10 protein-coding genes are annotated in these 12,446 nt (G+C 69.3%); 8 read left to right on the top strand and 2 right to left on the bottom strand.

Annotated elements, in window-relative coordinates; genetic code table 11:
* Window positions 1-60 precede the first annotated feature (60 nt).
* The 3 genes from EDC29_RS04375 to EDC29_RS04385 are packed head-to-tail and all read left to right on the top strand — an operon-like array spanning window position 61 to window position 3,159.
* The gene (locus EDC29_RS04375) at window positions 61-522 is read left to right on the top strand and encodes a YbjN domain-containing protein (RefSeq protein ID WP_062272637.1); all 462 of its coding nucleotides are present in this window, start codon (window positions 61-63) and stop codon (window positions 520-522) included.
* Between the two features lie 33 nt (window positions 523-555).
* The gene (locus tag EDC29_RS04380; protein WP_132228718.1) at window positions 556-1,296 is read left to right on the top strand and encodes a zinc ribbon domain-containing protein; all 741 of its coding nucleotides are present in this window, start codon (window positions 556-558) and stop codon (window positions 1,294-1,296) included.
* A gap of 54 nt (window positions 1,297-1,350) precedes the next feature.
* Complete coding sequence (locus tag EDC29_RS04385) at window positions 1,351-3,159, top strand: ABC transporter transmembrane domain-containing protein (RefSeq protein ID WP_132228720.1); 1,809 nt, start codon at window positions 1,351-1,353, stop codon at window positions 3,157-3,159.
* A gap of 7 nt (window positions 3,160-3,166) precedes the next feature.
* Here EDC29_RS04385 and EDC29_RS04390 read toward each other — a convergent pair whose 3' ends face one another.
* Complete coding sequence (locus tag EDC29_RS04390; protein WP_132228722.1) at window positions 3,167-4,429, bottom strand: Coenzyme F420 hydrogenase/dehydrogenase, beta subunit C-terminal domain; 1,263 nt, start codon at window positions 4,427-4,429, stop codon at window positions 3,167-3,169.
* 451 nt (window positions 4,430-4,880) lie between these two features.
* Between EDC29_RS04390 and bchI the strand changes: the two genes are divergently transcribed.
* From bchI to EDC29_RS04415, 5 genes are all read left to right on the top strand, one after another.
* On the top strand, window positions 4,881-5,909 hold the full coding sequence (gene bchI / locus EDC29_RS04395; protein WP_123143403.1) for a magnesium chelatase ATPase subunit I: 1,029 nt from the start codon (window positions 4,881-4,883) through the stop codon (window positions 5,907-5,909).
* Window positions 5,906-7,726 (top strand): magnesium chelatase subunit D, encoded by a 1,821-nt coding sequence (locus EDC29_RS04400; protein WP_123141419.1) that lies wholly within the window; start codon window positions 5,906-5,908, stop codon window positions 7,724-7,726. The genes bchI and EDC29_RS04400 overlap by 4 nt, the downstream gene beginning before the upstream one ends.
* A gap of 91 nt (window positions 7,727-7,817) precedes the next feature.
* Window positions 7,818-8,723 (top strand): alpha/beta fold hydrolase BchO, encoded by a 906-nt coding sequence (gene bchO, locus EDC29_RS04405; RefSeq protein ID WP_123141420.1) that lies wholly within the window; start codon window positions 7,818-7,820, stop codon window positions 8,721-8,723.
* A 96-nt stretch (window positions 8,724-8,819) separates the two neighbouring features.
* Window positions 8,820-10,349 (top strand): phytoene desaturase, encoded by a 1,530-nt coding sequence (locus EDC29_RS04410; RefSeq protein WP_123143406.1) that lies wholly within the window; start codon window positions 8,820-8,822, stop codon window positions 10,347-10,349.
* Complete coding sequence (locus tag EDC29_RS04415; RefSeq protein ID WP_132228724.1) at window positions 10,330-11,448, top strand: phytoene/squalene synthase family protein; 1,119 nt, start codon at window positions 10,330-10,332, stop codon at window positions 11,446-11,448. Before EDC29_RS04410 ends, EDC29_RS04415 begins: the two co-directional genes overlap by 20 nt.
* Window positions 11,449-11,560: 112 nt before the next feature.
* Here the strand turns inward: EDC29_RS04415 and EDC29_RS04420 are convergent, their stop codons facing one another.
* Complete coding sequence (locus EDC29_RS04420; RefSeq protein WP_242465916.1) at window positions 11,561-12,406, bottom strand: carotenoid 1,2-hydratase; 846 nt, start codon at window positions 12,404-12,406, stop codon at window positions 11,561-11,563.
* Window positions 12,407-12,446: the final 40 nt, after the last annotated feature.

Consider the following 12,446-nt stretch of genomic DNA (forward strand, 5'->3'; position numbering starts at 1 on the left):
ATCGTTGGGGGCGGAGTTAGGTGTCCGCTCCCGACTGGCCTGATGCGAGGAGGGGGAATGATGCGTATTCGTGGACTGCTGACCGCTGGTCTGGTGGCGGCGCTGTGGTGTGGGGGCGCGCTGGCGCGTGATCTGGTGAGCGCGGCCGATCCCGAGGCGGTGCTGACGGCGGCCAAGGGTTTCGGCAGCGCCGAGTTGCAGACCGACAGTGTCGGCGACCCGCGTATCCGTGGGCGGATGTTCGGGGTCATCTATCTGGTGACCTTCTATGGCTGCGATGACGGCAAGGACTGCAAGGACATCCTGTTCTATGCCGGTTGGGAACAGCCCGGCCTGACCCTCGAGGACGTCAACCGCTGGAATCGCGACAAGCGCTTCGGCAAGGCCTATATCGACGACGAGGGCGATGCGGTGCTGGAGTTCGCCGTCAACCTCAACTACGGCGTCACCCCGCGCAACCTCGAGGATACCTTCGACTGGTGGGGCGTGGTGCTGCGCGAGTTCCGCGAGGAGATGCTCTAGCGCGCGCTCGCGGGGCGTCACCGCTGATCCGTCATGCAATGCCCCAAGTGTCGTGCCGAGCAGTCCGATCACGCCGACATCTGCACGGCCTGCGGGCTGGTCTTCGCCAAGTACTACAAGCATCACCCGCCCGCGGGCGAGGCCCCGGCGCGTCCAGCGCGCCGGGGCCGGCGGCGGGCGTCGTGGCGCGTGAGCGAGCTGCTGCTCGGCGTACCCCCGGCCGGTGGCGCGCCGGTGCTGGCGCTCCGCGTCCTGCTCTGGTGCGTGCTGCTGGTCTGGGGGCTGCGGCTGATGGCCGCGCCGGTGTCGAGCAATGTTGTCGGCGAATCGCTGCTGCATCTGGTCAATCTGCCCTTCCACGAGGCCGGGCACGTCATCTTCGCCCCGCTCGGCGACTTCATCGGCTCGCTCGGCGGCACCCTGGGGCAGCTGCTGATGCCGCTGATCTGTCTGCTGGTGCTGCTGCTGCGTACTCGTGACCCCTTCGGGGCCAGCGTCTGTCTGTGGTGGTTCGGGGAGAACTTCCTCGATATCGCGCCCTATGTCGCCGATGCCCGCGCCGGGGTGTTGCCGCTGCTCGGCGGCAACACCGGACAGACCGCGCCCTATGGATTTCACGACTGGGAATACCTATTAACCGAGACCGGGCTGTTGCATCTCGATCGCGCGCTCGCTCAGGCCAGTCATCTGCTCGGCGCCCTGCTGATGCTCGCCGCGCTGCTCTGGGCGGCGTTGTTGCTGCTGCGCCAGTGGCGCGCGCTCGAACGCGGCTGAGTCCCGGCCCTCGGTCGTTCTCCTTTCGTTGTCCGCTTTGCTGTAAGGAATCCCATGTCCCGATCATCCTCCGTCGCGCCCGATCGTCCGGGCACCCGCGATCTGCGTGCCTTGGCGCGTCTGCTGCGCTTCACCCTGCCTTATCGCTGGCGCCTGCTCGCCGCGCTCGCCGCGTTGCTGTTCGCCGCCGGGTCGGTGCTGGCCTTCGGTCAGGTGATCCGGGTGGTGGTCGATCGCGGGCTGTCGAGCGGCTCGGCGGTGGCGCTCGATCGTTCGTTGCTGCTGTTTCTCGCCGTGGTGGTGCTCACCGCCGGGGCGATGATGGCGCGCAGTTATCTGCTCAACTGGATCGGCGAGCGGGTGGTTGCCGACATCCGGCGCGCGGTCTTCGATCGGGTGCTGGGACTCGATGTCGGCTTCTTCGAGACCACCCGCACCGGCGAGGTGATCTCGCGACTGACCAGTGATACCGCGCTGCTGCAGGTGGTGGTGGGCTCGACCCTGGCGATGGCGCTGCGCACCTCGCTGATGATGCTCGGCGGCATCGCCATGCTGGCGGTGACCAGCCCGGGCCTGACCGGGTTGGTGCTGCTCGGGGTGCCGCTGGTGATCGGCCCGGCCTGGCTGCTGGGGCATCGGGTGCGCCGTCTCTCGCGCGCCAGTCAGGATCGGGTGGCCGATGTCGCGGCCTATGTCGATGAGGTGATCCACGGCATCCGCACCGTGCAGGCCTGCGGTCACGAGCCGCTCGATCGGCGTCGTTACGGCGAGCAGGTGGAGTCGGCCTTCGAGGTGGCCCGTCAGCGCTCGCTGACCAGCGCCTTGCTTGCCGGGATCGCCACCCTGCTGACCTTCGGCGCGATCGGTGTGGTGCTGTGGATCGGCGGTCACCAGGTACTCGACGGGGCCCTCAGCGGCGGCGAACTCTCGGCCTTCCTGTTCTACGCCATCCTGGTGGCCAGTGCGGTCGGTTCGCTCAGCGAGCTGCTCGGCCAGCTGCTGCGCGGTGCCGGAGCCAGCGAGCGGTTGATGGAGCTGCTCGAGGCACGCCCGGCGATCGCCGCGCCGAGCGACCCGGTGGCGCTGCCGCGGCCGGCGCGCGGCGAGGTCCGTTTCGACGCGGTGCGCTTCTGCTACCCCTCGCGTCCCGATACCCCGGCGTTGGATGCGCTCTCGCTGGTGGTGCGCCCGGGCGAGCGGGTGGCGCTGGTGGGGCACTCGGGGGCGGGCAAGTCGACCCTGTTCCAGCTGTTGTTGCGCTTCTACGACCCGAGCGCCGGCAGGGTGTGTTTCGATGGCGTCGATCTGCGCGCACTCGACCCGCGCGAGCTGCGTGGACGGATCGGGCTGGTGCCGCAGGACCCGGTGATCTTCGCCACCAGTGCCTGGGAGAACATCCGCTACGGTATGGAGTCGGCGACCGACGCCGAGGTGCGTCGCGCCGCCGAGGCGGCGCACGCGACCGAGTTCCTCGATCGCCTGCCGCAGGGCTTCGACACCGATCTCGGCGAGCGCGGGGTGCAGCTCTCAGGGGGGGAGCGCCAGCGGATCGCCATCGCCCGCACCATCCTGCGCGACCCGGCGCTGCTGCTGCTCGACGAGGCGACCAGCGCGCTCGACGCCGAGAGCGAGCGCCTGGTGCAGCAGGCGCTCGAGGAGCTGATGCGCGGGCGCACCAGCATCGTCATCGCTCACCGGCTGGCGACGGTGCGCAACGCCGACCGCATCCTGGTGATCGACGGCGGACGCATCGCCGCCGCCGGAGGCCACGAGGCGCTGATCGCCGAGGGCGGGCTCTATGCGCGCCTCGCCGCGCTGCAGTTCCAGGAGCCGACGCCGGCGCGCGCGGCGCCGGTCGTCTGAGCCGGGGTCAGTCGCGCGGGGCCAGGTCGCGATCGAACAGCTCGCGATAGTGCTCGGCGTAGGGGGCGAGGGCGCGATAGACGAAGCCCGGCACCACCCGCGATTCCTGACGCTCGAACTTGCTGCGCACATGGTTGAGGTTGCGCAGCAGCTTCATCTCGATCACCGCGCGGGCGAACTCCAGTCCGCGTGGTCCACGGTTGCGTTGCAGCCAGGCGACCAGCTTGCGGATGAGCAGCGGCGGGCGCCCGGTGCCGGGCGGGTGGTTGAGCCGCTCCATGAAGCGCGGCATGCCGCGGGTGCGGTTGCCGCCCTCGGTGAGGGTGCCGAACTCGAGTTCGGGGCGCAGCATCTCGAACATCCGCTCGCCGCGCTCGGTGCGCGCCATCACCCACTGCCAGCCGAGTTCCGCGCCCATGTAGCCGATGGTCAGGTCGCTCAGCGCGTTGGGGTAGTCGAAGCAGGACAGACAGGCCGAGGGGAAGATGCCGTGGAGCTTGTCCATCGGGAAGTCGATGTAGTTGACCCGCTCGACCGCGCCGTCCTCGTGGCGCAGCCAGAGACTGAAGTCCTGCATGAACTCGTGATGGACCACGGTCTTGGGTGAGCGCGAGATCTGCTCGAGGAAGTATTCGAGATCGGGGTAGGAGACGTTGTCGCTGCAGGGGATGCCGATCACGTACAGCGCCTCGAGTCCGAGCTCGGACTCGATCGCGCGCAGCGCGTGCACCTGGCAGCCGGTGCCGATGAAGGCCAGGCGCTTGATGCCCTGCTCGCGCACCAGGTCGAGCAGCCCGAGGTTGGGCGACAGGCTGGGCTTGTTGCCGGCGGTGGCGAGCACCTCCTCGGGGGTACGGGCGAGGATCGGCTGGGCCTTGAAGCGGGTGCCGGGGGCGGCGGCGGTGGTGATCACCGCCTCGACCTCGCCGCGTTCGAGCAGCCGCGCGCCGAGGGTGGTGACCATGCCGCTCCACTGTGCGCCGGGACGCGGGGCGCGCATGCGCGCGGCATAGGTGGCGCGGTAGCAGCCGAACAGCAGCTCGTCGCCGTCGCCGCGGCTGCGACCGAACAGGCGCTGCTCGATGGCGTCGGTCTGGTTGTTGACGAACATGCACGCCTGGGTCATCTGCGGCTTGAGCGTGCTGTCGCACAGCCCGCAGTCGCTGCACAGACGGGGGCGACCCTGGAGTCGCTCGTCGTTGCTGAGCAGCGAGATCTGACCCATGCCCTTGGACGGGCCCTCGGCGACGGGGGCGGCGGACTGATTCATCGCTGCGCCTCGTGCGAGTGCTGGCTGGCTGCGGGATGACGGATCGGCATGCTGGATCTCCTCGTGGTCGATGGGCACGCCGCGCGCGTCGGTCTGCGCCGGGCGTTGCCCGGAGTGGCTTGGAGGGCGGTCGTCGGGGGACCGCCGTGGGCGGCGTGCAGTCTGCCGCAAATGGTCGCGCTCAGTCCATCGGCCCCGGTCATGGAAACCACGCGCCTTTCGGGGATTCTCGCCGGTGATTGATCCTGTCGGCTTGACCACGGTCGAGCAGGGGCGCTAGGGTCGCGAACTTGATCGAATAAGGCTTGGGGCGGGCTGCGCGCCGCGCGACCGGCTCCATGGTTCATCGGGACAACGTCCAGCAAGCGCCTGTGTGCGCGACGGTCTTGGGCGTGTCCGCTCAATCTGGCCGTTTGCGCCGAACAGACTAAGCAACAAGGTTTGCAGCGTTATGCCCATCCCGTTCCCGTTTTCCGCCGTTGTCGCCCAGGAGGAGATGAAACGCTCCTTATTGATCGCTGCCATCGATCCCTCGATCGGCGGTGTACTGGTATTCGGCGACCGCGGCACCGGCAAGTCCACCGCGATCCGTGGCCTGGCCGCCCTGCTGCCGAAGATGCGCGCCGTCGATTGCACCTATCAGTGCGACCCCGAGGCCAGCGATGACGTCCTGTGTGAGGACTGCCGCGCCAAGCGCGCTGCGGGCCGGACGCTGAAGAGCCGTCAGGTGCCGGTGCCGGTGGTCGACCTGCCGCTCGGTGCCACCGAGGACCGCGTGATCGGCGCCCTCGACCTCGAGCGCGCCCTGACCAAGGGCGAGAAGGCCTTCGAGCCGGGTCTGCTGGCGCGTGCCCATCGCGGCTTCCTCTACATCGACGAGGTTAACCTGCTCGAGGACCATCTGGTCGACTCGCTGCTCGACGTTGCCGCCTCGGGTCAGAACCTGGTCGAGCGCGAGGGCCTGAGTGTCCGTCACCCGGCGCGCTTCGTGCTGGTCGGCTCCGGTAACCCCGAGGAGGGCGAGCTGCGCCCGCAGCTGCAGGACCGCTTCGGTCTGTCCGTCGAGGTCAAGACCCCGCAGGACCTGCCCACCCGGATGAAGGTGGTGCGGCTGCGCGACGCCTTCGAGCGCGATCCCAACGCCTTCGTCGAGAAGTGGAAGCGTCAGGACGGCAAGGTGCGTCGCCAGATCCAGAAGGCGCGTGAGCTGCTGCCCAGCGTCGAGGTGCCGGATGCGACCCTCGAGCGCGCCGGCGAACTGTGCATGAAGCTCGGCACCGACGGGTTGCGCGGCGAGCTCACCCTGATCCGCGCCGCGCGTGGCCTGGCCGCGCTGCAGGGCGACACCGAGGTCGTCGACCGCCACCTCAAGGAGGTCGCCACCTCGGCGCTGCGTCACCGTCTGCGTCGCGATCCGCTCGACGAGTCCGGTTCCACCAGCCGGGTCGAGCGCGCCGTGGCGGAACTGTTCGGGGAATGAACATGACCGCCGCGAATCCCGCCGCCGATCAAGGCGTCGACGCGGGTCCGCCCCCGGCCGGGGCGGGCCTGTCCGCGTGGGATGATGCGGTGCTGGCTGCGGCCCTGATGAGCGTCGATCCGGTCGGGACCGGCGGCGTCGCGCTACGGGCCCTCGCCGGCCCGGTGCGTGAGCAGTGGCTGAGCCTGATGCGCGATCTGCAGCCGCCCGAGGCGCCGCATCGCCGCATCCCGCTGCACGTCTCCGACGGTCGCCTGCTCGGCGGCCTCGATCTGGCCGCGACCCTCAACGCCGGTCGCCCGATCGCCGAACGTGGCCTGCTGGTGGAGGCCGATGGTGGTCTGGTGGAGCTGGCGATGGCCGAGCGCATCTCGGCCCATACCGCCGCGCGCCTGACCATGGCCTTCGACTCGGGCGAGGTGGTGCTCGAACGCGACGGCCTGGCGATGCGCACCCCGTCGCGCTTCGCGGTGGTCGCGCTCGACGAGGGCGTGGGCGAGGACGAGGGGCTGCTCAATGCGCTGCTCGATCGTCTCGCCTTCCACGTCGATCTCACCCACATCCGCGTCCACGAGGCGATCGCCTGCGACTACGATCCCGAGGACGTGGTGCAGGCGCGCGCGCGTCTCGCCGGGCTGACCCTCGACGAGGAGCAGCTCGAGGCGCTGTGCGGTACCGCGCTGGCGCTCGGTATCCCCTCGCTGCGTGCATCGCTGTTCGCCTGTCGGGTCGCCTGCGCCTCGGCGGCGCTCGAGGGTCGCGACCAGGTGGAGGCCGAGGACCTGGCCGTCGCCGCGCGTCTGGTGCTGGCGCCGCGTGCCACCCAGCTGCCGCCGAGCGAGGAGCAGCCGCCCGAGGAGCCGCCGCCACCGCCGGAAGAGCCCGAGGAGCAGGAGCAGAACCAGTCCGAGGAGCAGCAGCAAGAGCCGCAGGAACTCGAGGACACCGTGCTCGATGCGGCCAAGGCGGCGATCCCCGCCGATCTGCTCTCGCAGCTCCAGCTCGGCACCCTGCGTCGCTCGCGTTCGCGCGCCACCGGCAAGGCCGGTGCGATACAGAACGCGCCGACCCGCGGTCGTCCGGCCGGGGTGCTGCGCGGCGAGCTGCGTTCCGGGCTCAAGCTCAACGTCGTCGAGACCCTGCGCGCCGCGGCGCCCTGGCAGCGGTTGCGGCGCGAGGAGCGGGCGCGACGCGGCATCGAGTCCTCGCGCATCGAGGTGCGTCAGGACGACTTCCGCATCACCCGCTTCAAGCACCGCTCCGAGACCACGACCATCTTCATGGTCGACGCCTCGGGCTCCTCGGCGCTGCACCGTCTCGCCGAGGCCAAGGGTGCCGTCGAGATGTTGCTGGCCGACTGCTATGTGCGCCGTGACCAGGTGGCCCTGATCGCCTTCCGCGGCAAGGGCGCCGAGGTGTTGCTGCCGCCGACCCGCTCGCTGGTGCGTGCCAAGCGCACCCTCGCCGGGCTGCCCGGTGGCGGCGGTACGCCGCTGGCCTCGGGGATCGATCTGGGGATGATGATGGCCGACTCGATCCAGCGTCGTGGCGGTACCCCGATCCTGATCCTGATGACCGACGGTCGCGCCAACGTGGCGCGCGATGGCGCCGGTGGTCGGGCGCGCGCCTTCGACGAGGCCAAGGCCGCGGCGCGGGCGGTGCGGGCGCAGGAGATGAGCGCCATGGTGATCGACACCTCGCCACGTCCGCAGCAGCAGGGGCGCGAGCTCGCCGCCGAGATGGGTGCGCGTTACCTGCCGCTGCCGCATGCCGATGCCGGTGCGTTGAACCAGGCGGTTCGCGTGGCGACCGGCTGAGGCCCCGCGCTCGCGCCCGACCACCCCAGGGATGGTCGGGCGCGAGCGTTCATCGGGTTTGCCGAACGTCTTGCCGAAGGAGGTGAAAGGGATGCGATTCACCCTGACCAGACGGCTCGACTGGACGCGCGACGGCGACAGTTGGCCGAACCGAGGCGCCAGTCGCTTCGTCACCGCCGGCGGGATCCGCTGGCACGTCCAGCTGATGGGGCAGGGGCCGGTGTTGCTGCTGCTCCACGGCACCGGCGCCTCGACCCACTCCTGGCGCGATCTCGCGCCGCTGCTGGCCGAGCGCTTCACCATCATCGCCCCCGACCTGCCCGGTCATGGCTTCACCGAGGCCTTGCCCTACGCGCAGATGTCGCTGCCGGGGATGAGTGCCGCGCTCGGCGCGCTGCTCGAACGTATCGGACACCGCCCCGTCGCAGTCATCGGGCACTCGGCCGGGGCGGCGATCATGGTGCGTGCCGTGCTCGAGGCGCGGTTCGTACCGCATGCCCTGGTCGCGCTCAACGGCGCGTTGCTGCCCTGGCGCGGGGTGCCCGGGCGGGTGTTCTCGCCGACCGCGCAGCTGTTCGCCTCGGTGCCGGTGGTCTCGCGCTTTCTCTCCTGGCATGCGCTCGACCGCAAGGCCATCGAGGGACTGGTGGCCAATACCGGTTCGCGGCTCGACGAGGCCGGGATCGAGTTCTACCGACGGCTGGTCGCCGATCCCGATCATATCCGCGCCACCCTGACGATGATGGCCAACTGGGACCTGGAGCCGCTCGCCCGGGCACTCCCCGAACTCGCGCCGCCGCTGTTTCTGGTCGTCGGCGAGAACGACGGCACGGTCTCGCCGCGCGAGGCCGAGCGGGTGCGCGAGCGGCTGCCGAGCACCGAGATCCATCGTCTGTCCGGGCTCGGGCACCTGGCTCACGAGGAGCGTCCGCAGGATGTCGCGGTGCTGATCGGCGAGCTGCTCGGGCGGGCTGGTCTGCTGCCCGATCCGAGCTGATTCCGATCAAGTTTCAAAAGGCGCCGCCGGGGTGGACGGGGCGGTCATGCTGCTATAATGTCAAGCCATCTTGACACTAGATTGGGTATTAGAGACTTGACACTTGCGGCTCCACAGGTTTCCAAGGGCGTGACGGGCGCCAAGCCCCACGCGATCGTGATCGGCACCGGGTTCGGTGGTCTGGCCGCGGCGATTCGCCTTGGCGCGCGCGGTTATCGGGTCACCATGCTCGAACGGCTCGACGCGCCGGGCGGGCGTGCCTACATGCACCATCGCGACGGTTTCTCTTTCGACGCTGGCCCGACCATCGTCACCGCTCCCTTCCTGCTCGAGGAGTTGTGGTCGCTGTGCGGGCGCAAGTTCTCCGACGACATCGATCTGCGCTTGATGGATCCCTTCTACCGGATCCGTTTCGACGACGGCAAGGTGTTCGATTACAGCGGCGATCCCGAGGCGGTGAAGGCGCAGATCGCGCAGTACTCGCCGGACGACGTCGAGGGCTACGATCGCTTCATGAAGTACAGCGAGGGGGTGTTCAAGGTCGGCTTCGAGGACCTCGCACACATCCCCTTCACCTCCTGGACCGATATGGCCAAGATCGTGCCGGACATGGTGCTCAAGCAGAGCTACCGCACCGTCTACGGCATGGTCTCGAAGTACATCAAGGACCCCTATATCCGCCAGGTGCTCTCCTTCCACCCGCTGCTGGTCGGTGGCAACCCCTTCAAGGTCACCTCGATCTACACCCTGATCTCCTTCCTCGAGCGCAAGTGGGGCGTGCACTCGGTGATGGGCGGCACCGGCGCCCTGGTGCGCGGCATGGTCGACCTGATCGAGGGGCAGGGCAGCGAGATCCGCTACAAGGCCGAGGTCGAGCAGATCATGGTCGACTCGCGTCGGCGCGCCACCGGCGTGCGGTTGACCTCGGGCGAGGAGATCGCCGCCGATATCGTGGTCTCCAACGCCGACGCGGCCAACACCTATCGTCGGCTGCTGCCGGCGACGGTGCGTCGTCACTGGACCGATCGCAAGGTCGAGCGTTCCAGGTTCTCCGCCGGGCTGTTCGTCTGGTACTTCGGCACCAAGCGCCAGTACCCCGACGTCAAGCACCACACCATCCTGCTCGGCCCGCGCTATCGCGAGCTGATCGAGGACATCTTCCAGCACAAGCGTCTGGCCGAGGACTTCAGCCTCTACCTCTATCGCCCGACGGCGACCGATCCGAGTCTCGCCCCCGAGGGGTGCGACACCTTCTATGCCCTGTCCCCGGTTCCGCACCTCGAGAGCGGCACCGACTGGGCCACGGTGGCCGAGGAGTATCGGGCCAAGATCGCCCGTTATCTCAGCGATACCGTGCTGCCCGGCCTGGAGGACCAGATTGCGACCTCGCTGGTCACCACGCCGCAGGACTTCCAGGACAGGCTCAACTCCTATCTCGGGGCCGGGTTCAGTTTCGAGCCGACCCTCACCCAGAGTGCGTGGTTCCGCCCGCACAATGTCAGTGAGGACGTCAAAGGTCTCTATCTGGTCGGTGCGGGGACGCATCCGGGTGCAGGGATTCCCGGCGTCATCTCCTCGGCCCGTGTCCTCGATACGGTGGTGCCCGATGTTTCAGCCTTCGCTTAATGTCCTGAATCCGTCGCCGGGTCACGCCTCGGCGGACGATCTCGCTGCCTGCCGGGAGCTGCTGCGCTGTGGGTCGCGTTCCTTCTACGCGGCCTCCTTCCTGTTGCCGCAGCGCATCCGCGAGCCGGCGATCGCGCTCTATGCCTTCTGCCGGATCGCCGACGACGCGATCGACTTCGTGCCCGATGCCGCTGGCAAGGCGCGCGCCCTCACCGGGCTGCGTGCGCGGCTCGACCGCATCTACGACGGCAACCCGATCGACGATCCCGCCGATCGCGCGCTGGCCGACGTGGTGGTCCAGTACGCCATGCCCAAGGTGCTGCTCGAGGCCCTGCTCGAGGGCTTCGAGTGGGATGCCGAGGAGCGTCGCTTCGAGGACATCTCCGGGGTCTATGCCTACTCGGCCCGGGTCGCCTCGACCGTCGGCGCGATGATGGCGACCCTGATGGGTGCGCGCGAGGCCGATCAGGTGGCCCGCGCCTGTGACCTCGGCGTCGCCATGCAGCTGACCAACATCTGTCGCGACGTCGGCGAGGATGCCCGCGCCGGTCGGCTCTATCTGCCCAAGCAGTGGATGCGCGAGGCCGGTATCGACCCCGATGCCTGGCTCGCCGACCCGGTGTTCAACGACGCCCTGGCCTCGGTGATCCGACGCATGCTGGATACCGCCGACGCGCTCTACCGGCGCGCCGACGTCGGCATCGCCGGGTTGCCGGTAGGGTGTCGCGCCGGGATCAACGCCGCGCGCTATCTCTATGCCGAGATCGGGCGTCAGCTCGAGCGCCAGGGGCTCGACTCGATCACGAGTCGCGCGGTGGTGCCGGCACCGCGCAAGATGCAGCTGCTCGCCCCGATCCTTGGCAGTACCATGCTGACCGCGCGCTATGTCGCGGCGCCTGCGCTGGAGGAGACCCGCTTCCTGGTCGATGCCGTGGTCGAGGCCACCCCGGTGCACATGCGTGCGCAGAACACGGGCGTCGGTGGCAAGGTGGTACGGGTGCTCGAGTTGTTCGAGGAGCTCGAGGCGCGTGAGCGCGCCGCCAGCGAGGCCGCGCGTGCCCGCGCCGGTCAGTTGGCGATGTCCTCGGCGCGCGGCTGATCGGCTGATCGGCTGTCGCAGCCCGTCGAGACAACAACGCCGCGCCGGATCGGATCCGGCGCGGCGTTGTTGTGTGACACCTTATTAAATAGTACGCCGAGGATGCGTGGGTTCAGTCCCAGGTCTTGCGCGGCATGCGGAAGGGCAGCAGCATCTGTACCCAGTTGGCGGCGAAGCGATCGAGATCGAGGCTCTCGTGCACCGACTCGACGCGCTCGCCGCAGAGTCGGGTCTCGACCACCGAGCGGACGTAGAAGGGGGTGTCCTCCAGCGTCTGCACCACCCGCGCCTGATCGCCGGCCTCACACTGGGTGCCGCGTCCGACCCGCCAGACGCTGGCCGTCGGCAGCGCCGCCCGTGGTGGCGGCGCCACCTGCTCGACCTCGCCGTTGCGCGCGAAGCGCAGCGCCAGCTGGCTGTTGCGACCATCGCGCTCGGTGGCATCGTAGAGGGTGGCGGCACCCTCGCTGAGCGCCGCACGCGACCAGTCCCAGCGCTGGAATCCGGCCTCCAGCGGCTCCTCGCCGCGGTTGGAGTCGAGATAACCGGCGCCGCTCCAGCGCAGGCCGGGATTCTGGAAGTCGAGTTCGACCCGCGCGACCGGGGCGATCGGCCACCAGCGATGACGAGCCTTGCCGTCGAGCACGAAGTCCTGCGGGTTGATGGCGCTGGGATGGACGCGGATGCGTCCGCGCAGTCGCGAGGGCAGGGGGACGGTGAGTTCGTCGACGTCGATGGTCAGCGCCTCGCCGTCCCAGTGCAGGCCGCTCGGGCCGATGCGCAGGGTATCGGCGCTCTGGTGCAGTGCGCCGCGACCACGCTCGGTCATCGCCCAGCGTTTCTTGCCGTCACGCCCGTAGAGCACCACGTTGAGCGCGCAGTGATCGAAGGGGTCGAGGTTGGGGGCGGCGCGACGTCGGCGCCAGGCGTAGTAGGGCGAGAAGACGTTGCCGAGCATGGCGATGACGGTCAGCCCGTGCTGGCCGTCGTCGCTCAGC

The organism is Marichromatium gracile (genome assembly GCF_004343155.1).
GTDB lineage: Bacteria > Pseudomonadota > Gammaproteobacteria > Chromatiales > Chromatiaceae > Marichromatium > Marichromatium gracile.

What these genes read in the sequence shown, in the direction of transcription:
- bchO (WP_123141420.1), top strand. Translation starts at nt 7,818, where the DNA reads ATGCGATTCACCCTGACCAGACGGCTCGACTGGACGCGCGACGGCGAC.
- EDC29_RS04400 (WP_123141419.1), top strand. Translation starts at nt 5,906, where the DNA reads ATGAACATGACCGCCGCGAATCCCGCCGCCGATCAAGGCGTCGACGCG.
- bchI (WP_123143403.1), top strand. Translation starts at nt 4,881, where the DNA reads ATGCCCATCCCGTTCCCGTTTTCCGCCGTTGTCGCCCAGGAGGAGATG.
- EDC29_RS04375 (WP_062272637.1), top strand. Translation starts at nt 61, where the DNA reads ATGCGTATTCGTGGACTGCTGACCGCTGGTCTGGTGGCGGCGCTGTGG.
- EDC29_RS04415 (WP_132228724.1), top strand. Translation starts at nt 10,330, where the DNA reads ATGTTTCAGCCTTCGCTTAATGTCCTGAATCCGTCGCCGGGTCACGCC.
- EDC29_RS04385 (WP_132228720.1), top strand. Translation starts at nt 1,351, where the DNA reads ATGTCCCGATCATCCTCCGTCGCGCCCGATCGTCCGGGCACCCGCGAT.
- EDC29_RS04380 (WP_132228718.1), top strand. Translation starts at nt 556, where the DNA reads ATGCAATGCCCCAAGTGTCGTGCCGAGCAGTCCGATCACGCCGACATC.
- EDC29_RS04420 (WP_242465916.1), bottom strand. Translation starts at nt 12,406, where the DNA reads ATGCTCGGCAACGTCTTCTCGCCCTACTACGCCTGGCGCCGACGTCGC.
- EDC29_RS04390 (WP_132228722.1), bottom strand. Translation starts at nt 4,429, where the DNA reads ATGAATCAGTCCGCCGCCCCCGTCGCCGAGGGCCCGTCCAAGGGCATG.